Raw genomic sequence first — 22,481 nt, 5'->3', positions numbered from 1 at the left:
ATTCGTTCACTCTTCGCCGGGGTAAACACGACGCATCTAGCGCGATGCCCGGGGCATCCACAAACCGGCGGCGGAAATGATGTCACGCTGAATTTCGTTGGTGCCGCCACCAAACGTAATAATTGATGCCGTGCGATACAGGCGCTCAATTCGCGATGCGATGGGGTCGGCACCCGGCGTGCGACGATTAATCAGTGACGCTTGACCAATGACCTCGCCCAACAGGCGATACACCTCGATGAAAAACTCAGACCCGTAGACTTTCGCCGCCGAGGCATCGGCCATATCCAGCTGGCCTTCTGTCATTGCCCACGCCTGCTTGTAGCACACCAGTTTAAGCGCCTCGACACCGGCACGGACTTTCGCCAGGTTGATCTGCACCCAGGGTTGGTCGATGATTTTTCCACCTTCGGGCAGGTCAGTTTGCTGGGCCCAGCGCACTACGTTATTAAACATTTCTGCAGTGGGTCCAAAGTTCACCAAACTGAGACGCTCGCGGTTCAGCTGGCTGGTAATCAGCTTCCAGCCCGCGTTTTCCTCGCCCACCAGCGCGTCGTCATTCACACGAATATTGTCGTAGTAGGTTGCGTTTGTGCGCACACCACCCAGGGTGACCACCGGACTGCACGACCAGCCTGGATCGTTAGTGGGCACCAAAAACATGGAAATACCTTTGTGCGGTTTCGCTGCGTCGGGATCCGTTCGGCAGGCAAGCCAAACGTAGTCGCAAAAATGCGCGAGGCTGGTCCACATTTTTTGACCGTTGATCAGCCAGCCGTCGCCGTCGCGCACCGCCGATGTTTTCAAACTCGCCAGATCGGTGCCGGCGCCCGGCTCGGAGTAGCCAATCGCGATCAAACATTCACCGGCGAGAATCTTGGGTACGATCTCTCGCTTCTGCCATTCATTGCCGTGCTCGGCCAGCTGCGGCCCGACCGACTCGGTTGTCAGGAACGGGAAGGGGTAACCCGCACGCATGACTTCTTCTACGAAAATAAACTGCTCGATGGGGCTCATACCGCGACCACCGAGCTCTTTTGGCCAGCCAACACCTATCCAGCCATCGCGCCCCATTTGCTTGAGCGCCTCGCGCCATAGCGGGCCACCGCCCTCTCCCATGCTCTCGTCGCACTCGGCCTTGAGCTCCGGCGTCATCAATGCCTCGAAATACGCGCGTAATTCTTTGCGCAGCGCATTCTGCTCTGCGCTAAACTCAACTTTCATTGTTGCCTTCCTCTGTGTCGCCGCCAGTCGTTGGCAGTTTTGGTTGACGCTTGTCACCATAATAAGCGGCCGGGTCACTGCGACAATTGCAAAAGCCGTCACCCACATGACATATGCGTTCATAACGCCTTTACGCTGCCACTCAACCATTCAGACGATAGCTCGCGCCAGCAACACTTGCGATCATTTGCGGCTGTTTACCCCTCACTCAATGGTGCCAAGGTTGCACCCTCAAGCGGAGATTCGGCATGAGTGACAAGCCTGTACAGGCGGCAATCGAAGGTTGGTATACCCTCGATACTGATACGCCCCACCTTATCGGCGCAAAGTGCGACGATTGCGGCACCTACTACTTCCCCAAAAATTTGTCCTTCTGTCGCAACCCCAACTGCGAAGGCGAGACATTTAGCGAGGTACAGCTCAGTCGCACCGGAAAAATTTGGTCGTATACCGATGCGTGCTACAAGCCACCCGAGCCCTTTGTCGCCGAAGAGCCCTTCGTTCCCTACGGCATTGCCGCAGTGGAACTGGAAAAAGAACAGATGATCATTCTGGGACAAACGGTCAAAGGCGTCGGCCCCAAAGACCTGAAAGTCGGCCAGGAAGTCGAATTGGTATTAGAACCACTGCACGAAGACGACGAGTCGGTAAAAATTACTTGGAAGTGGAAGCCACTGGGCTGAGCCGCAGACTCGATGACGGGAGAATTCAATGAGTAACGATATCGCCATCTTGGGCGTCGGCATGCACCCCTGGGGCAAATGGGGCAAGAACTTCAGCGAGTACGGCGTGCACGCTGCGCGCGCGGCACTGAAAGACGCCGGCATTCCCTGGCAGGATGTGGGCTTTGTTTCGGGCGCAGCAACCATGCGCTGCGGCTATCCCGGTTATGTTGCCGGGGCGACCTTCGCCCAGGCATTGGGCTGGCAGGGTGCGCAAGTAAATACGTCTTACGCCGCCTGTGCCTCCGGCTCTCAGGCGCTCGCCGCCGCACAAGCAAAAATTCTTGCCGGCGAATGCGAAGTTGCCTTAGTTGTCGGCGCCGACACCACCCCCAAGGGCTTCCTCGCGCCGGCCAAAGGCTACCGCCCGGAAGACCCGGATTGGCTGCGTTTTTACCTGGGAATTACCAACCCCACCTACTTTGCACTGTATGCCCGCCGTCGCATGGATTTGTTTGGCGACACAGAAGAAGACTTTGCACGGGTAAAAATTAAAAACAGCGAGCACGGTTTCACCAACCCCAATGCCCGCTACAAGAAAAAATTCACCATGGAAGATGTGATGAACTCGGCCATGGTGGCTGATCCATTGCGCTTGCTGCAAATTTGCGCCACATCGGATGGCGGCGCGGCAATGATTGTATCTAGCATGGACTACGCAAAGCGCCTGGGCAAAGCCGACGCCGTTCGCGTGGCGGCCGTATCAACCGTCACACCCACCTTTGCCAGCGCCGTGGTGGAAATGCCCGATATCGCCACCGACTCAGCGGCCGCAGCGGGCGTAGAAGCCCACCGCTTCCGCGCGGCATTGCCAGCAAAGGCCTATGAGCAAGCGGGAATCGGCCCGGAAGACGTCAACGTTGCCGAAGTCTACGACCTCTCTTCTGCACTGGAAATGGACTGGTATGAAGACTTGCAGCTTTGCCCTCGCGGTGAAGCCGCACAACTGGTGCGCAATGGCGACACCAAGCTCGGCGGCCGTCTGCCTGTTAACCCCTCGGGCGGTCTGGCATGCTTTGGCGAGGCTGTGCCCGCTCAAGCGCTGGCACAGGTCTGTGAGCTGACGTGGCAGCTGCGCGGCGAGGCGGGTGAGCGCCAGGTTGAAGGCGCCCGGGTGGGCATTACCGCCAACCAGGGCCTGTTCGGCCACGGCTCATCGGTAATTGTTAAGAAATAGCCACGACGGCAAACCATAAAAAAACGGGGCTCAGGCCCCGTTTTTTTATGCGTATTATTTCAGTCCGACAGAGCCCACTACGAACACGACACACCTGTGCCACCCAAGCCGCAATACCCCCCGGGATTCTTATCCAGATATTGCTGGTGATAGGCCTCCGCATAATAAAACGGCCCCGCTGGCACAATCTCGGTCGTGATCTCGCCATAGCCCGCTGCGGTCAGCTTTTCCTGATACGTCTCGCGGCTTTGCTCGGCAGCAGCGCGCTGCGCGTCCTGGTAGGTATAAATGCCCGAGCGGTATTGCGTGCCCACATCATTGCCCTGACGCATTCCCTGCGTCGGGTCATGGCTCTCCCAAAAGCAGCGCAGTAGGGCATCAAGACTTAATACCGCCGGATCAAATACCACCAACACCACCTCGTTGTGGCCGGTCATCCCCGAGCACACCTCTTCGTAGGTGGGATTCGGCGTATGCCCACCGCTGTAGCCCACCGCTGTGGTGTACACGCCGGGTAGTTGCCAAAACTTTCGCTCCGCCCCCCAAAAACAGCCCAGCCCCACAACCACTGACTGCAAATGGTCGGGAAACGGCCCCTTAAGCGGTGCCCCCAACACCGTGTGCCGCTCCGGCACAGGCATTTCCTCACTGCGACCGGGCAGTGCTTCGCCCGCCGCTGGAATCGCACTGGGTTTGCGCAAACGGTCGAAAATACTCATCAAAATGCTCCTGTCAGTCACTTGTGGGTAGGCCCACTATGCCCTGATTCACATGGCCCTGACTAGCCCTGAAACCCGCTAGCCCCCTGGCGCTGGGCAACATTGGCCGACATTGAAATAAACGCCTAAAATTCACCCAGTTTTTTTATTGCTATTTGCCAATAAAACGGTTTAAATCGCCGCCTCTTTCAACCCTGCGGAGGATTTATGCTAGATGAAAAGCTTGGATCTTATGCCTTCTCTGGAGGCGGGCGCTGCCACGACTAACCCGATCACTGCATCGGATGAAAATCTCGATCACTTCATCGTGCGCGATGGCGTTGCCTACGCCGGCACACACCTGATCATCGACCTCTGGGGAGCCTCCCATCTCGATGATATCCCCCGTATGGAAAAAGCCTTTCTGGACTGCGTTAAAGAATGTGGTGCAACCCTGCTGCATATTCATATGCATCATTTCACGCCCAACGGCGGCGTGTCCGGTGTTGCGGTCTTGGCGGAGTCTCATATCAGCGTACATACCTGGCCGGAGCGCGACTACGCCGCCTTCGACGTCTTTATGTGCGGTGACGCCAAACCCGAATTAGCTGTCGGCATCCTGCAAAAAGCCTTCTCCCCCTCACGCATTGAGGTCGGGGAAAACCTGCGCGGGAGAATGGACGATGTCTGAATGGTTCGACGAGACCCTTCACAGCGGATACCACCAAGGATTCCGCGTTAAAAAGGTGCTGTTCGAAAGCAAAACCGAGCACCAGCATCTCGTCATCTTCGACTCTGTCGATTTTGGCCGTGTGATGGCCTTGGACGGCGTTATTCAGACCACCGAGCGCGACGAGTTCGTCTACCATGAAATGCTCGCCCACGTGCCACTTTTGGCCCACGGTAAGGCGAAAGACGTGCTGATCATCGGCGGCGGTGACGGCGGCCTGCTTCGCGAAGTGCTTCGCCATGCCAGCGTTGAGCGCGCCGTGCAGGTCGAGATTGACCAAGCGGTTATCGATATGTGTGTCGAGTACCTGCCGCGGCACTCCAGCGGTGCCTACGATGACCCGCGCGCTGAAATCGTCATTGGCGATGGCATCGACTACGTGCAAAATTGTGGCCGCCAGTTCGATGTTATTTTGTCAGACAGCACCGACCCCATCGGGCCTGGCGAGGTGCTCTTCACCTCACCCTTCTACGAAGGGATTAAGCGCTGCTTAAAACCCGGTGGTGTATTCGCTGCGCAAAACGGTGTTGCCTTTATGCAACCCGAGGAAGTGCGCACTACCCACCAGCGCCTCTCGCCCTTATTCGCGGACTGTCACTTCTATGCTGCCGCTGTGCCCACCTACGTTGGTGGCATTATGACTTTCGCTTGGGCCAGCGATGACCCCAGCTTACGAGAGCTCGACCTGGAAACGCTGCAACAGCGTTTCGCTGACAGCGGCATCACCAGCCGCTACTACACGCCGGCCCTGCATCACGGCAGCTTTGCCCTTCCGCAATATATTCTCAATATATTGAAAGGCGACTAAAGCCCCGGCCTGTCCACTGCGTCCAGCTGGCAGGCCCAGCCAAATTTAGGCGGCCGCTGAAATATCGCGCCGCCCTCTCATTTTTTTTGCAAATCGACTAGTCTAGTGACAGCATCGCCCGTCGACGAGCACTGATATTTTAAAGAGCACCCGCTATGAAATTTCGTTTTCCCGTTGTTGTCATTGATGAAGACTTCCGCTCGGAGAATATCTCCGGCTCCGGCATTCGCGACCTCGCTGACGCTATCGGCCGCGAGGGTATGGAGGTCGTCGGCTTTACAAGCTATGGCGACCTCACGGCCTTCGCCCAACAGGCGAGCCGCGCGTCTTGTTTTATCCTTTCAATAGACGATGAGGAATTCTGCGACGGCAGCGACGAAGCAGCCAGTCACGCGCTGAGTGCAATTCAGGATTTCTTGCAGGCTGTTCGTCATCGCAACACCGATATTCCGGTTTTTTTATACGGCGAAACACGCACCTCGCGCCATTTACCCAATGAGATTCTGCGCGAGCTACATGGCTTCATCCATATGTTTGAAGATACGCCGGAGTTTGTTGCCCGGCATATCATTCGCGAGGCCAACAAGTACCTGGAATCACTGGCACCACCGTTTTTCAATGCGCTGATGAATTACGCCAGCGACAGCTCATACAGCTGGCACTGCCCGGGTCACTCGGGCGGCGTTGCCTTCCTGAAGAACCCTGTTGGGCAAATGTTTCACCAGTTTTTCGGAGAAAACTTATTGCGTGCCGATGTGTGTAACGCGGTAGAAGAGCTCGGCCAGTTACTCGACCACACCGGGCCGGTGAGCGACAGTGAGCACAACGCCGCGCGGATATTCGGCTGCGATCATCTGTTTTTTGTCACCAATGGCACCTCGACGTCGAACAAGGTTGTTTGGCATTCTGTAGTCGCGCCTGGCGATATCGTGGTGGTTGACCGCAACTGCCATAAATCGATTCTACACAGCATTATTATGACGGGTGCGATCCCGGTATTCCTCACGCCAACACGCAACCACTACGGCATCATCGGGCCAATTCCAAAAAGCGAATTTTGCCCGGATGAAATTCGTAAAAAAATTGAAAACCACCCCTTCGCCCGTGATTTTGCCGACCGCAAGCCGCGCATTTTAACCATCACACAGAGCACCTATGACGGCATTGTCTACAACGTAGAGGAAATTAAAGGCATCCTCGGCGCGACCATCGACACCCTGCATTTCGACGAGGCCTGGCTGCCTCACGCGGCCTTCCATCCGTTCTACAAGAACATGCACGCCATCGCCAATGATCGCCCTCGCGCCGATGACACACTGGTCTTCGCCACGCAATCCACGCACAAGCTATTAGCGGGTTTGTCGCAGGCTTCACAAATTCTGGTGCAAAACGCCGAACACAGAAAGCTGGACACTCACCGCTTTAATGAATCTTATTTGATGCATTCATCCACCAGCCCGCAGTACGCCATTATCGCCTCCTGCGATGTTGCTGCCGCCATGATGGAACCGCCCGGGGGCACAGCGCTGGTCGAGGAGTCCATTCTGGAAGCCATCGACTTTCGGCGCGCTATGCGCAAAGTCGATGCCGATCACGGTGACGACTGGTGGTTTAAAGTCTGGGGACCGGAGTATCTGGCTGAAGAAGGGATCGGCGAGCGCGACGACTGGGTGATTCACTCCGGCGATCGCTGGCACGGCTTCGGTGATATCGACTCGGGCTTCAACATGCTCGACCCAATCAAAGCGACAATCATCACCCCGGGATTGGATGTCGACGGCAACTTCGACGATACCGGCATACCAGCGTCGATCGTGAGTAAGTACCTGGCGGAACACGGCATCATCATAGAAAAAACCGGCCTGTACTCGTTCTTCATCATGTTCACCATCGGCATTACCAAAGGCCGCTGGAACTCCATGGTGACAGAGTTACAGCAATTCAAAGATGACTACGACGCCAACCTTCCTCTGTGGCGTGTGATGCCTGCTTTCGCTCGCAAACATCCGCAATACGACAAGGTCGGCTTACGGGACTTATGCAACGATATTCACAGCGTATACAAGGAGTACGACCTAGCTCGCATCACAACGGATATGTATACCTCGAAAATCGAGCCCGCGATGATACCTGCTGATGCGTGGGCAAAAATGGCACACCGCCAAATTGAGCGCGTCGCCATTGACGAACTGGAAGGGCGCACGACCGCCATGCTGGTAACGCCCTACCCCCCAGGCATTCCGTTGCTGATTCCCGGCGAGCGCTTCAACCGAACCATTGTTCGCTACCTGCAGTTTGTCAGGGACTTCAACTCACGCTTCCCCGGCTTTGAAACAGATTGCCACGGGCTTGTGCGAGAAAACATTGACGGTGCAGATCATTACTTCGTCGACGTCGTCATTAACGAGGATAAAACGTGATAAAGATCACACTTTATTACCTTAGATAGCCCTTATTCCTCCAGCGCCCTCACTACGTCACAAAACGCAGCGATAATCGCACTCACAGCGTATGCAGGGCGCTACCGCTTTTTTCGCGATTACGCCCTTCCACAAATACCCAAACCCCAAGCCCTGAGTTATTCTGGGCTGCGTATGACACACAATATGCGACACAAGTCGGTATTTTTCACAGGCAAGCTTTTAATTACTGCGGAAAATACTTATAAAGTAGAGAGAGAGAGCTTTAACACTTTTACTAAGCTGCGGTGATACATTACAACGCTACCCCAATGCGCCGCTGGCCAGAATCACCACGTGCCACCACCGTCAGGAAGACTTGTTGGCAGCAACGATTGCTAAATACAAATTTTTGACTGCTCGCTCCTTATTCTCAGCGGGCGCAATATCAGTTTCGTTTTACATTAAAGCGCAGCGCATGCTGCAGAATGACCAGAGAGGCAACGGATATGTTCCCCCCATCACGTTTTAAGCTACGCAAATTGCTGATCGCCACCGCGGTTTGCAGCCTTGGCGCCAGCCAGTTAGCGAACGCGCAGCTATTGGGCATCATCGGCATTGGCAACGACGGTAAAGGAGCCGTGCTTATCGACTTGCCAGCACTGCTCGGGCCCATTACCGAACCCCTCGGAGAGTCCTTAAACCCCTTAGTCGACGCACTGGATACCACGCTAGACCCGGTCACCGACACTATAGACCAGCAACTCGCACAACCCTTATTGGGCGCTCTGAGCCCGTTGACCAGCCCTCTTCTCACCGGACTCGACCCCATTGTGGCACCCGTAGACGGTATTGTTGAAGATCTCACCGGCGGTTCACTGAGAGACGCTCTCACGAATGACGACATGTTTAATCCCGGCGATGGTGATGGCCTGGTCAACGACTTACTCGGCGCCGACGAGAATCCCAATAGCGGCACTGAGGCGGGAGAACTTTCCCCTCTACCGGCAATCACTGGCCCCCTGGGTAAAGCGCTCACTCCACTGATCGACGCACTCGACAGCACTCTCGACCCGCTCACCGACGCGCTGGATGACACCCTGCTTGAGCCGGTCCTGGACGGCCTGAGCCCGGTTACAACGCCGCTGCTGGATGTACTAGAGCCCGTGACCGACCCCGTTGACGGCCTGGTTTCCGACCTCACCGGTGGCAGCCTCGAAGATGCGTTAACCAATAATGGCGACAACCCAGGCGACGGCAATGGCGTGGTAAACGACCTGCTGGGTGGCCCGCAAGATCCGAACAGCGGTACCGAAGCGGGCGAGGCGTCACCGCTTCCCTTAGTAACCGGCCCACTCGGCAAAGCATTGACACCTCTGGTTGATGCGCTGGACAAAACACTCGACCCAGTGACAGACGCCCTCGACGACACCTTGTTAGAGCCTTTGCTAGACGGTTTGAACCCTGTGACAGAACCGCTGCTTGATACCCTGGCGCCGGTGACCGACCCTGTCGATGGCCTGTTAGCAGAAGTCACCGGCGGCAGCCTGGAAGACGCCCTGACCAACAACGATGACAACACCAGCGATGGTAACGGTGTTGTTAACGACCTGTTGGGTGGCCCTGAAGATCCGAACAGCGGCACCGAAGCGGGTGAAGCCTCACCGCTACCCCTCACGGCTGGCTTGGGTGAAGCCCTTGACCCGCTGCTGGAAACTGTCGACACATTGCTTGACCCACTCACCAATGTTATCGACAACCAAATTGGTGAGCCGCTGCTGGGAGCGCTGAGCCCCGTTGTTGACCCGGTTACCGACCTGCTGGAGCCCGTTACCGACCCTGTTGACGGACTGATTGGCGATGTCACCGGCGGTAGCCTGGAAGACGCCCTGACCAACAACGATGACAACACCGCCGATGGCAACGGTTTGCTAAACGACACCCTGGGCGGCGATGTTGACGCTATCGACAATGGCAACGACCTCAACGGCAACAATAATCCCGCGCTAATTGGTTTAGCAGGTGCCGACAGCCTCAATGGCGGCCAGTGTGCTGACGCCGATGCCGACGGCGTCTGCGACAGCCGCGACAAATGTGCCGATACGCCAGCTGGCGCTGCCGTTCTGCCAAATGGCTGCCACCTCGACGACCTGCAACCGCTGCGTCTGGAAGGCGTGTTCTTCGAGTTTGATAAGGCAGTACTGACCCCAGAGTCGGTAGCAACACTCGACGCCGCGATCAAGGTCATCCAGGCTTCAGGCGCCGAGCGCCTGGAAGTTGCTGGCCACACTGACAGCAAGGGCAGCGATGACTACAACATGGACTTGTCACACCGCCGCGCCGCTGCTGTGCAGCTGTATTTCATTGAACACGGTATTGAAAGCGAGCGCTTACAGGCTCGTGGCTACGGTGAGAGTCAACCTACCAGCGACAACGACAGCGAAGAAGGTCGTGCACAAAATCGCCGCGTAGAACTCAAGGTTTTGAATTGATAGCGCGTTCATCGCGCTACCCATAATTTGCTGAATACAGTTTAGGAGAAAATCACATGGCAATCGATCTGCCACCCGTAATGCCACCGGTCAATGCCAGCGTTGCACAAGTGCAAGCGGCAAAAAGCGCGTCGGCTACCGTAGTAGAAGCTGACGTCAACGGGACCACTGTGCGTGTTTACGGCAATGAGTACCTGAGTGATAGCGATCTGCGCGAGTTGTTGGCCAGCGCAAAAACCCCAGCAGAAGCCGTTATCGGCCTTGCAAAGCGCTACTATCAAGATGGCCACCTGCTGATGAAAGTGGACTACGCACGCATGCTCGACAGCGTTGCGATCATAGTCAAGCAGCTAAAACTCAATGAAGTGACCGGCGCCGAAGAAATGCAGCCGTATTTCGCAGGCCTGAGTGGCGATGCAGACCTCAGCATTGCCGAGTTCCATCGTGCTAAAGTGCTTGCCGACCTGCGCTCTCGCCGCGCTGGCTACGACTATGACATCAGCTATGTTGAACAGGGCGACGACGCCGTCGACATTCAACTGAGCCGCAAGGCGATCGAAAATCACGATGCCACCGAAATCATCGTCGAAGCCAACAACAAAGGCAGCCGCTTCCTTGGTCGCTACTTCGGCTTGGCTGGTGTTAAGCACAAGTTTGAGTCCGGCACCCAGGCCTCGGTCTCTTACCAAACCGCCTTCACCGATTTGGGTGAATCGCGCGACGGCGAAGAGCTCAACCAAGTCAGCATCAGCGTTGACCACCCTTTTGCTAGCGGCCTCTACGGCATTGATATCAACTATGTTGACTATCTGCGCGAGCCCCAAGCGCGCGTCACAACAGCAGGCTCATGCTTGATCCCACTGCTCAACCTGGGTTGTACACCTGCCCAAAGCTCAATGATGGGTATCGAACTGGACGCAGAAATCCTGCAGGCCAGCCTGCGCGGCGAGCAGGTGCTTTACAGCACGCCTTGGCAGCAGTTCAGCCTGACTGAACGCATTGAGTTCATCGACTCAACCATCAACCAGGAGGGTCGCAGCGAGAAGCTACTCGACGAAAATTACCAAGTCGTCGAGCTGGGTGGTCGCTACACGCTCAACCGCTTCCAGAGCGAAGAGCAAAACGCCGCCAGACTGAACGCGTCGTTGAAACTGCGAGCCGGCTTTGGTGACGGCGGTACTCTTGACCGCTACGACGAATATCGCGCTGCCTACCAGCAGCAAAACCCCGGGCAGCCCGTACCCGACATCGTAGCGCCTGCGCGCACGGCAGAGTTCATTGCCCTGCTGCCATCGCTTAGCTACGAGCAGCGCATTAGCGATGGTGTAACCATGAAAACCACCGCCCGAGGCCAGTTCGCCGACGAGCAGCTGCCACAGCAACAGCAGTTTGTGTTGGGTGGCATGGACAGCATGAGCGCGTATCTGCCAGGCGTACTGATTGGTGATGAGGGTTATCACCTCAAGGTATCGCTGAACAAGGCCATTAAAGCCGCTGAAGGCCTGAAACTTACGCCTTCGCTGTTCGCTGAATACGGTGGCAGCTGGTACAACAATACCAACAGCGACTTTGGTGACGAGCAAGCGCTTGCCGATGCCGGTCTGCGTCTGAAGCTGGAATACGGCGACTTCCTTTACTCTGAGCTGGTTGCCGCCAAATCCATCTACGACGATGTGGTTAACGATGACTTTATCGAAGAACTGGAGGCCGACTTCTACTGGCGCCTTCGTCTAACCTTCTAAGATAGAGATAACGCTCGGTTCGCCGGGCGTCTTATTAAAAACCACCGCCTGCCAAGCAGCCGGTGGTTTTTTTATGGCGCATCCAAAATATAGCTCCGCAGCGGCGGAATGCCGTTAAACTCCACTGAACTATAGCTGGTGGTGTAAGCGCCCGTAGACAACCAGTACAAGCGGTCACCTTCCTGAAGGTTTACGGGTAGCTGATAGCGATGATCCTCGTAAAGAATGTCCATACTGTCGCAGGTGGGCCCGGCAAGAATGACTTCATCCTCGCCGTCACTGTCCAGTTCCCACAACACGGGATACTGTATCGCCTCACCGAGGGCCTCAATAAGGCCACCAAATAAGCCAACATCCAGATACACCCACCGGTCGAGTGAGTCGTGTGATTTATAGGACACCTGCACCACTTCGCTCACCAACACCCCCGCTTCTGCAACCAGAGAGCGACCGGGCTCAATGATCACTTGAGGGGGCGAATCACCAAAATCTTCCTCCAAGAAACGCGCAATGGCGCGACCGTAGGTCTGCAAGTCCTGCGAGCGTTGTTTGTAATTGGCTGGCATACCGCCGCCCATATTGACCATTTTTAGCGCAATCCCGGCCTCGCGGAGCTGGTCGAAAATAAAATGCACCTTCGCAATCGCTGCGTCCCAGCTACTAATATCCCGCTGCTGGCTGCCCACATGAAATGAAATGCCATAAGGCTCCAGGCCCAGCTCCCGCGCAAGTAGGATCAGTTCTATGGCCATATCACGCTGGCAGCCAAATTTTCTCGACAAGGGCCAATCAGCGGTCTCCGAGCCCTCAGTTAGCACTCGCACACACACTCGACTGCCTGGCGCAAATTTTGCTAGCTTACGAATGTCCGATTCACAGTCGCTGGCAAAGAGGCGCACGCCCTGCTCGTAAGCAAAGGCAATATCTGTGGCTTTTTTAATGGTGTTGCCGTAACTGATTCGGGCACTGTCGATATTTAAGCCGCGGAGTTTTTGCAACTCATAGATGGAGGCGATGTCAAAGTTCGCACCCAGTGCGTCCAAGCAGCGAATAATATCGGCATCGGGGTTAGCCTTGACGGCGTAGTAAATATCGGCAAACGGGAAAGCACCCTCCAGTTCGGCGTACTTTTCCCGCAAGGTGGGCAGATCGAAGATCAAACACGGCGTCGGCTTATCGCAGGAAAAACGCTGAATGCGCTGCCAAGTCGCAGCCGCCAGCAATTGTTGAGACATGGCAGGTCGCCTCTCCAGAGTACAGGGCGAAAAAACGCGCAGTCTAGCGCAAAGTGACACAAGTTGCTCGGTTGTCATAACACTGCAATGCACAGCCGCCATGATTAGTCACGCTGGAAACAGAAAGACAAAGAAAGGAAAGTAACGCAGCGAATAAGCGCTGCCAGGAGAACAAAAGTGAACAACCAGAATACTGAGATAGACGTTAAAAACCTATGCAGCCGCAAGCTTTGGGAGCTGCTTAAAAATGCCGAGTGGCAGAATTCTAGCGAAAAATTTGCCATTGAGCAGGAGCTGTCCGGCCGTCGTCACTATATTGATGAGCTGGAGACCCTTACCGCAAAAGAAACCAGGCATTAAGTACCACTAAATAGGGGATCAACCCCAACAGCAAGAAGGGCAGGCTAGACGCCCAAAAGTTTAACTGCTCTTCACAGCTCTGATGTATCGCCAGGCTTAATTGCGCCGGCACTTGCCGAGCATCCCCCGCCCCCGCTGCGGGCAATGCCACCCCCGCTAACGCGCCACTTCTCATGAGAGCGACAGAGAACTTTTCTCCCGCGCCCACCTCACTGGCAATGCGCTCATAGCGCGCTCTCACCGGGCTATCGGGCATACGGCGGGCCGCTTGCTTTAGCGCCTGCGCCAGCGGCATTCCCGCGGCGATACATTCACCCAAGTGATTCACATAATGATAACTTTGATAGCCGGCTAGCGCCCGGCCGATGCCCGGCAGCCGGTAACAAAAACGCTGCACACACGGCGACTCACGGCGATGCCAAAGCCCTGCAGCAATAGCACTCAACAGCCCCAACGGCGCCAGGCCAAACACTATTGCCACCAGCGCCTCACTCGGCTGCAGTTGACGCGATACCAACAGCAGTAAGGGCACCAGCAAAATAAAACCACCCACCAACAGAAGCGGTAGGCGTGACGCGCGACGAAAGCGCTGCTGAAACTCGGTAAGCAATCGATAATGCTCGGCCAGGCGTCGATATACATTCGCCAAATTCCCGACCGCCAAGCCCAGCTGCATAAAGCGCAGCTCCCAATCCAGGAACAGCCCGCCGCTGCGCAGCTCGTCTAATACCACCTGCTGGCCACTGGCAAACTTTTGTGCCAAGGCATCGAGCTGAGCGCGGTGCGCAGCCTGCTCGCCCTTGCTAAGCAGGGCAATTAGTTGATCCCAGTTATTGTCACCTGACTGGCTGGCTGTGTGCAGCGACTGAAACAGCATAAAACGCTGCGCCGAGGAAGAGGCTGAGCCCATAGCATCCCATAATTATTGTGTTTGCAGCTGCGACGGTAGGGTTGCGGCCGAGAAAGCCCTATACTCTACCACAGCTTGTTTTTAATCGGCCCGCCCGCTGGCCAGCACTGCGAACGGAACCACAATGATCATTCGTTTACTCATCGCCGCCGCCATCCTCTACGCCCTGTACCGCTTTGTGAAGCTAGTGCAGAGCAAACCACCACAGCAACGGCGTTCCTACTACATCACCCTGCTAGTCAGTATGGCCGCCGCCGGCTTGATATTGCTTTCCATAACCGGTCGCGTCCACTGGCTGGCTGGGCTGGTTGGTGGCGCCATGCCCTTCGTGCGACAGTATGTGCTGCAGCATATCTATCATAAAATCAGCAACAAACCGCAGGGTGAGGCAGAGCCAAACGCCACCACACCGCCACCACCCCAAATGGATATGGATGAGTCCCAAGCCCTTTCTATTTTGGGGCTGAAGGCAGGCGCTAGTGACGACGACATCATCGCCGCCCATCGCAGCCTAATGCAGAAGTTGCACCCCGACAGAGGCGGAAACGACTACCTCGCCAGCCAACTGAATGCAGCCAAAGACGTCCTGCTTAATAAAAGAACGGGCTGAGGAAAACGCTACCGAATTGTGCGACGCGGGCTCGCTCTTGCTCGTAGCGGCTACACAATCACTCACGCTCGGAAACCCCAGCCGGGCGGACGCGGCTCCCCAGCACTTGAGTCACCCCACCGCCGCGCTAAAATGGGGCCCTCCGACTTTGTATCTGTGGAACAGGCCATGACCAACGTTTTCGTTATTCAAAATCAACACGGCCACTACCTGGGCAAACAGCAACAGTGGCTGGACGGCCGAGACCGAAAACTGCTTTACCGAACCGAGCACCACGACGAGGCGATAAACACCGTCTTTGAATTAAGCAGTAAGGATATCTGGCTGCGCGCCAATGCCCTGGCATGCCCGCTTGATGAGCATCGCCAGCCGGACGTTGAACCCGGGCCAGCGATTCCCGATGACACCGAGGTGGACTCACCAGAAAGCGCGATAGTAGAGGGTGAAAACTAAACGATAATTCATCCTTATACTTGAAACCCAGAGCACTCCCCCCCATCTAAACCAAGAGTTTTTAATTCGAGGGTCCACGCAACCATGATGCGCATTTTTCTCTTTCTTGCCACCAACATCGCTATTTTGGCCGTGGCGAGTATTTCGCTGAGTTTACTCGGTGTCGACAGCTACATGGCGTCGAACAATGTCGATCTCGACCTTCGCGCACTGTTGATCTTCTGCGCGGTATTCGGCATGAGTGGCTCACTGGTATCACTGCTCATCTCTAAGTGGATGGCCAAGCGCTCAACGCGTACGCAGGTAATAACACAGCCGCGCAACAGCGAAGAGCGCTGGCTACTGGAAACCGTTGCCGAACTCTCCCAGAAAGCCGGCATCAACATGCCAGAGGTAGGCATATTCCCCTCTCCGGCTGCCAATGCGTTCGCCACCGGCTGGAATAAAAATGCCGCGCTGGTGGCGGTTTCTGAAGGTCTGGTGCGACAAATGCGCCCCAATGAGGTTCGCGCTGTGCTGGCCCATGAAATCGGTCACGTTGCCAACGGCGACATGATCACCCTGAGCCTGATACAAGGGGTCGTAAACACTTTTGTGATGTTCTTTGCGCGGATTATTGGTCACACCGTCGACCGAGTGGTATTTAAAACCGAGCGCGGTCACGGCATCGGCTTTTACGTGGTCACCTTCATTACAGAAATGGTGTTGGGTATTCTGGCATCAACCATCGTCATGTGGTTCTCTCGCTGGCGCGAGTTCCGCGCCGACGCGGCGGGCGCTCACCTGGCGGGCAGGCAAGATATGATTGCGGCCCTGCAACGCCTACAGGCGCAACAAGGCTTGCCCAACGATATGCCCGACGAACTTACCGCGTTTGGCATCCGCACGGGCGCTAAAAAAGACTTTGCCGCCCTGTTCAGCTCCCACCCGCCGCTTGAGAAGCGTATTGAAGCGCTTCGCAACGGTAGCTAACGGTGATTGCCGGCCACCGCGCCCTGTTAGATGCGCTCCATGAAATGGGTGCGGCGGGCCTGAGCCCAGGAGCATCGGGCAATATCTCTGTGCGGGTCGACGATGGGATGGTAATCAGTGCCAGCGGCGCCGTTGCCGGTAAGGCCACTGACAACGACATCGTTTTTGTTGCCGAACAAACCACCAGCCTTGTCGACTGGCCGGACGATCAGCCCCGCCCTTCCAGCGAATGGCAAATGCACCAGGCCCTGTATCGCAGCCACCCGCATATCAACGCTGTCGTGCACTGCCACTCCACCCACGCTACCGCGCTGGCCTGCATGCGCCGCCCGATTCCCGCCTTCCACTACATGGTCAGTGTTGCTGGCGGCGACGATATTCCTTGTTGCGACTACGCCTTGTTTGGCAGCGAAGCATTGTCGACAGCGGTTTGCCAAACGCTGGAGCATCGCCACGCTTGCCTGATGGCCAACCACGGGCAGATCTGTATCGCTGACGATGCCACTCGCGCCCTTGCCCTCGCCAAAGAAGTCGAGGCATTAGCAGCAAGCTATTTACTGTGCCTGCAAAGCGGTGAGCCCGTGCTGTTGAGCGACCAACAAATGGCTGAGGTCACGAACGCTTTTTCTCACTATGGCCAACGCCTGAAATAGTCGCTAGCTATTTTTAATCTGCCTTACTTTCACCCTTACATCGACTGTTGCACTGCTATAAAACAGTGGTAAGCTCAGTCTCGGACGCACTAATAGCGTGCAGGTAATGCACCGTAACAAGGCGTTCATCTTTGATCAGTATAAACACAACAAGAAATGTAACGGGCCAAACTGGTGCCGACAGTAAAACCAAAACGGGGAAAGACATGAAAAAAACGCTCTGGCTATCGCCATTTCAACTGCTGCTGCCGCAGCGAGCGCTGATTACCAAATGGAAGCGGGCGCTTTCTACGGTCAGGGTGAAGTGGGTGATGCCGTTGACTACGATGTAATGGGTGTTGCCGGCCGCTACAACTTCGAATCTGTAGACACTAGCAAAGGTCCTCACGCTGAAGCCGCGTTCCTGGATAAGAGTTCATCTGTTGGTTTTGGCTACAACAGCCTGGAGCCTGATGTCGCAGGTGCCGACGACGTAGACAGCTTCGACTTTGATGTTCGTGTCGTTACAGATACCAACCTGATTATTGAAGCGGCCTACGAAGAGTCTGAAGCCGGTGACGACGAATCTGATACATTCGGCGTGGGTGTGGGTACCTACCTGAATGACAACACCGACATCGTTGTTAGCTACCAAACTACTGACGATGACGGCGAAGATATCGACCAGCTCAATGTCGCCGTTCACGGTGTAAACCCTCTGACTCAGGGCGCAACACTGGCCTATGACGCGGCACTGTCTTACGTCGACACTGACGATGACAGCGGTCACATGATCGAACTGGGTGCAACTTACTACTTCAACAAAGACCTCGGTGTTGGCCTGTCAGCCGACCTGACGGAAGTGGGTGACTACAACACTGACACCGTGTCTCTGGACGTAAGCTACTTCCCCCAGCCAAATGTCGAGCTGATGGCTGCGTACTTTGACCAAGGCGGTGACGTTGACGCCGACGGCATTATGTTCGGCGCTGCAGTGCGTTTCTAAACGCTAGCGCAACGAAAAAGGGCTGCTCTCGCGCAGCCCTTTTTATGCCGATAAAAACCTATTCCGTTATCCGATTTGGGTAATCGATATAACCTGCGGGCCCCGGCGTATATAGCGTTTTAGGGTCAATATTGGCCAACGTCCCTCCCATCGCAAAACACCGCGGTAAATCAGGGTTGGCAATAAATGCCCGACCAAACGATACCGCTGCGATCTGCGAATCGCCACACAAGGCACCCTCGGCTTCGTCAGCGGTATAGCTGTCGTTAACGATCAATGGACCGGAGAAATTCTCTTTGGCCAACGCAATGTGATCGCCAATCTTGGGCATGCGAATCACATGCAGGTAGGCCAGACCGATCGCGTCCACCGCTTTTAACAGCGCCGCAAACGTCTGCTGGTAATCCTCGTCGTGTAAGTCGTTAAAGGGGTTCCCCGGACAGATTCGCATGCCAACCCTTGATGCTCCGCCGACCTCCGCCATCGCTTCGAGCACTTCCAGTACAAACCGCAAACGATTAGCCAAGGTGCCACCGTAGTCATCGTCACGCTGATTGGTGCCTGTGGAGAGAAACTGCGCGGGCAGATAACCGCTGGTGCAATGCAGCTCCACACCGTCAAAACCTGCCGCATAGGCGCGCCGTGTCGCCGACGCATAATCGTTAATCGTACGCCGGATATCCGCGCGACTCATCTCCTCGGGCAGAGGGAAATCCTGCATACCTTGCTCGGTATATATCTGCCCTTTTGCGGCAATGGCCGACGGCGCCACGGTACGCACACCCGGTGCTTTATTGTCCGGGTGAGCCACGCGACCACAGTGCATTAATTGCAGAACAATTTTACCGCCCTCGCCGTGCACCGCCTCACAAATTTCGGCCCACGCGGCCTGCTGCGCGTCAGTGTATATTCCCGGGGTTCGGCAGTAGCCCTTACCCTCGGCACTGGGGTGGGTACCCTCGGTGATAATCAAACCCGCTGTGGCGCGTTGGCGGTAGTATTCGCGCATCAGGTCATTGGGCATGTCACCACGCTCATCGGCGCGCGAGCGCGTCATGGGCGCCATCACAACACGGTTGCTGAGCGCTAAACCGCCCAGTTGCACCTCGCTTAATAACTTCATCATCTCACCCGAATTTTCGGTGCAGGCGCGCCGCGCCGCATGCGATTTAAAAACTCATTTACCGGCGCAGGCTCGGCCACTTCGGCCAGACCCTCAGGGCGGTTTAGCCAAAACTCCTTCCAGCTGGGAAAGAGCTCATGGAACGCCCCTTCATAGGGTTCGCGGCCGGGCCAACGCATTTTCATATCCCCAATCGGTGGTTTATTCAGATCTGTGGCATACCAGTAGCACGGCAAGCGGCGACGGAAAAACCAGCGGCCGTCTTTGCGCTCGTAATCGTCCCAGTAGAGCATTTGCATAATTACCCACTCACCGCCGCATTCGTGCTCGTTCTTGGAATACAGCACGCCGTGGGCATGGTCGGGGTCACTGAACTCGATAATGTGGTTGCCGGTATGGTGAGACGTGCCGGTAAACTGCAAACGTAGGGTATCATCAACCCACGCCTTCAAATGCGCGCGACCGCTGTGCTCGCGGCTCACACGAATATCCTCAGCAAATAGATTCACATGGGCGTCCAGGTCGCGCATATCCAGCGATAGGGCATACTTCGCCACCAGCTGGCGAATCTCATCCAGCGACTCAAGGCGGTCAATACGTTGTTCCAGAGAGTGTGTCACGCCTTGTCCTCCCAGCGCGCGCTACCGGTATTCAGTTCTGCCATGCGCCCGCCGTCGACATTCAACACGGCCCCGGTTATGTAGGACGCCTCGTCACTGGCGAGAAATAAAATCGCGTTGGCACATTCACGCGGGTCGCCAATGCGGCCCAGTGGAATCGTTTTCCCCGTGGCGCGCTGAGTCTCTTCGTCAGGGTTCACCGTTTCCAAGGCCGGTGTGAGAAACGCGCCCGGTACCACCGTGTTGACGCGGATCGCAGGCGCCCATTCAATCGATGCGCTCTTACTCAGGGCAATAACGCCCGCCTTGGCCGCGCTGTAACCAGCCGTAGCCACCGAGCCCGCCAAACCGCATACCGACGACACATTGACCACGGCCCCGCGGTGTTTCTTGAGCTCGCTGTAAGCCTCGCGCATCAGAAACATCGCGCCATCCAGGGAAACCTGAAAGTTTTGATGCCAGGCCCTAGTGCTGTGATTTGCCAACATACCGGGCACCATCAGTACCGCATTATTCACCACAATATCGATGCGGCCGAACTGCGCGAGTGTATCTGCCACCAACCGCTTTACAGCCTCTTCATCACTCACATCCACCGACAAGGGCAGGCACTCACCACCGGCCTCACGAATTTGCTGGGCAACGACTTCCAGCGGCTCCAGGCGGCGGCTGCAAATCACCACCTTCGCGCCTTCCTCGGCAAAGCGCAGCGCCGTCGCGGCACCAATGCCCTGCCCGCCGCCAGTGATAATCGCCACCTTGTTGTGCAGTCTATCCGCCATGTCTCTCTCCTTAAATAAATCGATATTTCAACGCAGGCACTGCTGCTGATCGCGCTGGTAATAACAGCGCCCACCAATCCACAACTGGTCCACATTGAAATTGAGTAATTGCTCAGGGCCTCGCAGAGGGTCGCGATCAAGCAACACCATGTCGGCCAGTTTGCCGGGCTCCAATGAGCCCAGTTGTTCTTCTTGGAAGCTCTGCCATGCGGCATCGATCGTTACCGAGCGCAGAGCCTGCATAATGGAGACTCGCTGATCGTCACCCAACACCTTGCCGCTGCGGGTTTCCCGTGTAACGGCTGACCACAACAGGCGGCCAATATCCATTGGCACTACGGGGGAGTCTAAGTGGGTGGTGAATCGCAGCTCGCGATCCAAGGCGTTTTTCAGTGGGCTGATCGCGGCGGCGCGCGCTGGCCCAAGAAATTGATCACGGTGCCGGTCGCCCCAGAAGAAGGTATGCGCCACAAAGAAACTCGGCGTCATTCCCAATGACTTCATCCGGTCTAACTGGTCGGGCCTCGCTGTTTGCGCGTGAACCACGATGGCTCTGGGGTCGGCGTTTGGGCATTTCTGCTGGGCACGCTCGAAGGCGTCCAACAGCATATCGATAGCCGCATCGCCATTGCCGTGGATGGCCAATTGATAACCGCGGCAGTGATACGCAGCCACATCGTCGTCGAGCTGCTGCTGGGTATAACGGGCGAAGCCAACAAAATCGGCATCGCTATGACGGTGATACGGCATTGCCAGATATGCGGTGTAGCCCTGAATAGAGCCATCCGCCACTAACTTAACTGCCGGTGTCGCGAATTTATTTGACTGAAAACGCTGTAGGTTTAATTCACCCGACAACAGCTGATCACCCACCTGCTGCCCCATCGGCCAGGCAATCACACGCTGGGGAACGCGGTTCAGCATCGACAAACCATAAAGTCCCTGCAACATTCGACCATCCACACCGCCGCTCTGCACCGTGGTGACACCCGCTTGCAGGTATTGTTGGGTCGCCACGTCTGCCATGGCGACAAAATCCAGCAAGGTGAAATCCATCGCCAGCGGCGCAACCAGATCCGTTGCATGCTCTAGCAATAGGCCGGTAGCGCGACCACTCTCATCGCGTTGAATTTCGCCGCCCTCGGGGTCGGGAGTCTCTGAACCAATCCCCGCCAATGCCATCCCGGCACTATTGGTCACCGCCAAGTGACCGGAGCTGTGCATCAGATAGATCGGCCGCTGCGTTGACACAGCATCTAATTCGTCGCGGGTGGGGTGGCGCGCTTCGGTCAACAGCGAATCATCGTAGCCGAAGCCAAACAACCACTGCCCCTCTTTCAAGGCCGACTCCGCGGCGCGCAACCGCGATTGAATATCGGCAATCGAATTCACGTGGCCGATTGGCGGGCTGCTTAAATCGACACCCCGCGCGGACAGTCCGGTGCCAGGAAAATGTCCGTGGGCGTCAATAAAGCCGGGAAGCAAGGTTCGGCCCTGCAAGTCGTGAACGGTGACATCGTCATTGATCAACGCGCGGATTTCCGCGTTGCTCCCTACGGCCTCAATGCGCTCGCCGTTAAGCAGCAACGCTTCGGCAATGCGATTTTCCGCATCCATCGTGAGAATGTGGCCGTTAACGAACGCTTGCTGGCTCGGTAATGGTGGTTGCGGCCCCCGCCAACTGAACCACAATGCCGCCGCCAGTAAGGCGAGTAAACCCAGCAGCAACGACAAGCTCTTTATCACTAAACGCATCAGCGCTTCTCCTTATGCCGACCTAATCTCG

The 22,481-nt window shown here is 56.1% G+C and carries 21 protein-coding genes; 13 read left to right on the top strand and 8 right to left on the bottom strand.

The genetic code is table 11. From position 1 onward, the window contains the following. Positions 1–36: 36 nt before the first annotated feature. Positions 37–1,224 carry an acyl-CoA dehydrogenase family protein gene (locus tag HNR64_RS13345; protein ID WP_204996940.1) on the bottom strand — a complete coding sequence of 396 codons (1,188 nt, stop codon included), beginning with the start codon at positions 1,222–1,224 and terminating at the stop codon, positions 37–39. A 248-nt stretch (positions 1,225–1,472) separates the two neighbouring features. Between HNR64_RS13345 and HNR64_RS13340 the strand changes: the two genes are divergently transcribed. Both HNR64_RS13340 and HNR64_RS13335 read left to right on the top strand, forming a co-directional pair. Next, positions 1,473–1,907, top strand: coding sequence for a Zn-ribbon domain-containing OB-fold protein (locus HNR64_RS13340; RefSeq protein ID WP_027872908.1), 435 nt, complete (start codon positions 1,473–1,475; stop codon positions 1,905–1,907). A gap of 28 nt (positions 1,908–1,935) precedes the next feature. Then, positions 1,936–3,123: a lipid-transfer protein gene (locus tag HNR64_RS13335; RefSeq protein WP_204996939.1), complete on the top strand. Its 1,188-nt coding sequence runs from the start codon at positions 1,936–1,938 to the stop codon at positions 3,121–3,123. A gap of 77 nt (positions 3,124–3,200) precedes the next feature. Here HNR64_RS13335 and msrA read toward each other — a convergent pair whose 3' ends face one another. Next, a complete protein-coding gene (msrA, locus tag HNR64_RS13330) occupies positions 3,201–3,842 on the bottom strand; it encodes a peptide-methionine (S)-S-oxide reductase MsrA (protein WP_204996938.1) in 642 nt (213 codons plus the stop codon). A gap of 214 nt (positions 3,843–4,056) precedes the next feature. Here msrA and speD point away from each other — a divergent pair, with 214 nt between their 5' ends. The 5 genes from speD to HNR64_RS13305 all read left to right on the top strand — a co-directional run bounded on the left by speD (position 4,057) and on the right by HNR64_RS13305 (position 11,992). Beyond that, complete coding sequence (speD, locus tag HNR64_RS13325) at positions 4,057–4,512, top strand: adenosylmethionine decarboxylase (protein ID WP_027872911.1); 456 nt, start codon at positions 4,057–4,059, stop codon at positions 4,510–4,512. Continuing rightward, complete coding sequence (gene speE, locus HNR64_RS13320; RefSeq protein WP_204996937.1) at positions 4,505–5,359, top strand: polyamine aminopropyltransferase; 855 nt, start codon at positions 4,505–4,507, stop codon at positions 5,357–5,359. The genes speD and speE overlap by 8 nt, the downstream gene beginning before the upstream one ends. Positions 5,360–5,514: 155 nt before the next feature. Then, complete coding sequence (locus tag HNR64_RS13315; RefSeq protein WP_204996936.1) at positions 5,515–7,779, top strand: Orn/Lys/Arg family decarboxylase; 2,265 nt, start codon at positions 5,515–5,517, stop codon at positions 7,777–7,779. A 488-nt stretch (positions 7,780–8,267) separates the two neighbouring features. Further along, on the top strand, positions 8,268–10,250 hold the full coding sequence (locus HNR64_RS13310) for an OmpA family protein (protein ID WP_204996935.1): 1,983 nt from the start codon (positions 8,268–8,270) through the stop codon (positions 10,248–10,250). Between the two features lie 56 nt (positions 10,251–10,306). Beyond that, positions 10,307–11,992 carry a ShlB/FhaC/HecB family hemolysin secretion/activation protein gene (locus tag HNR64_RS13305; RefSeq protein WP_204996934.1) on the top strand — a complete coding sequence of 562 codons (1,686 nt, stop codon included), beginning with the start codon at positions 10,307–10,309 and terminating at the stop codon, positions 11,990–11,992. 71 nt (positions 11,993–12,063) lie between these two features. Here HNR64_RS13305 and HNR64_RS13300 read toward each other — a convergent pair whose 3' ends face one another. After that, entirely contained in the window at positions 12,064–13,227 is a 1,164-nt protein-coding gene (locus HNR64_RS13300) for a type III PLP-dependent enzyme (protein ID WP_204996933.1), read from the bottom strand. 177 nt (positions 13,228–13,404) lie between these two features. On the opposite strand from HNR64_RS13300, the gene HNR64_RS13295 reads away from it, so the two are divergent. Beyond that, a complete protein-coding gene (locus tag HNR64_RS13295) occupies positions 13,405–13,587 on the top strand; it encodes a hypothetical protein (protein WP_204996932.1) in 183 nt (60 codons plus the stop codon). Here HNR64_RS13295 and HNR64_RS13290 read toward each other — a convergent pair. Further along, positions 13,562–14,497, bottom strand: coding sequence for a type II secretion system F family protein (locus tag HNR64_RS13290; RefSeq protein ID WP_204996931.1), 936 nt, complete (start codon positions 14,495–14,497; stop codon positions 13,562–13,564). The genes HNR64_RS13295 and HNR64_RS13290 overlap by 26 nt on opposite strands. A gap of 124 nt (positions 14,498–14,621) precedes the next feature. Here HNR64_RS13290 and HNR64_RS13285 point away from each other — a divergent pair, with 124 nt between their 5' ends. The 5 genes from HNR64_RS13285 (at position 14,622) to HNR64_RS13265 (ending at position 18,170) form a co-directional block, all read left to right on the top strand. Then, on the top strand, positions 14,622–15,107 hold the full coding sequence (locus HNR64_RS13285; protein ID WP_204996930.1) for a DnaJ domain-containing protein: 486 nt from the start codon (positions 14,622–14,624) through the stop codon (positions 15,105–15,107). 168 nt (positions 15,108–15,275) lie between these two features. After that, a complete protein-coding gene (locus HNR64_RS13280; RefSeq protein ID WP_204996929.1) occupies positions 15,276–15,560 on the top strand; it encodes a hypothetical protein in 285 nt (94 codons plus the stop codon). Positions 15,561–15,644: 84 nt separating this feature from the next. Beyond that, on the top strand, positions 15,645–16,532 hold the full coding sequence (gene htpX / locus HNR64_RS13275; protein WP_204996928.1) for a protease HtpX: 888 nt from the start codon (positions 15,645–15,647) through the stop codon (positions 16,530–16,532). Positions 16,533–16,534: 2 nt separating this feature from the next. Next, the gene (locus tag HNR64_RS13270) at positions 16,535–17,185 is read left to right on the top strand and encodes a class II aldolase/adducin family protein (protein ID WP_204996927.1); all 651 of its coding nucleotides are present in this window, start codon (positions 16,535–16,537) and stop codon (positions 17,183–17,185) included. A 220-nt stretch (positions 17,186–17,405) separates the two neighbouring features. Beyond that, the gene (locus HNR64_RS13265) at positions 17,406–18,170 is read left to right on the top strand and encodes a putative porin (protein WP_275587365.1); all 765 of its coding nucleotides are present in this window, start codon (positions 17,406–17,408) and stop codon (positions 18,168–18,170) included. A gap of 58 nt (positions 18,171–18,228) precedes the next feature. Here HNR64_RS13265 and HNR64_RS13260 read toward each other — a convergent pair whose 3' ends face one another. From HNR64_RS13260 to HNR64_RS13245, 4 genes are read right to left on the bottom strand one after another with little or no spacing between them, the layout of a single operon-like run. Next, positions 18,229–19,293 carry an alkene reductase gene (locus HNR64_RS13260; protein ID WP_204996925.1) on the bottom strand — a complete coding sequence of 355 codons (1,065 nt, stop codon included), beginning with the start codon at positions 19,291–19,293 and terminating at the stop codon, positions 18,229–18,231. After that, entirely contained in the window at positions 19,293–19,913 is a 621-nt protein-coding gene (locus HNR64_RS13255; RefSeq protein WP_204996924.1) for a nuclear transport factor 2 family protein, read from the bottom strand. The genes HNR64_RS13260 and HNR64_RS13255 overlap by 1 nt, the downstream gene beginning before the upstream one ends. Further along, positions 19,910–20,695 (bottom strand): SDR family NAD(P)-dependent oxidoreductase, encoded by a 786-nt coding sequence (locus HNR64_RS13250; protein WP_027872923.1) that lies wholly within the window; start codon positions 20,693–20,695, stop codon positions 19,910–19,912. Before HNR64_RS13250 ends, HNR64_RS13255 begins: the two co-directional genes overlap by 4 nt. Before the next feature lie 27 nt (positions 20,696–20,722). Then, the gene (locus tag HNR64_RS13245) at positions 20,723–22,450 is read right to left on the bottom strand and encodes an amidohydrolase (protein WP_204996923.1); all 1,728 of its coding nucleotides are present in this window, start codon (positions 22,448–22,450) and stop codon (positions 20,723–20,725) included. Positions 22,451–22,481: the final 31 nt, after the last annotated feature.

The organism is Spongiibacter marinus (assembly GCF_016906995.1).
In the GTDB taxonomy this organism is placed as follows: domain Bacteria; phylum Pseudomonadota; class Gammaproteobacteria; order Pseudomonadales; family Spongiibacteraceae; genus Spongiibacter; species Spongiibacter marinus.
This window is presented reverse-complemented; position numbering and strand designations above follow the sequence as displayed.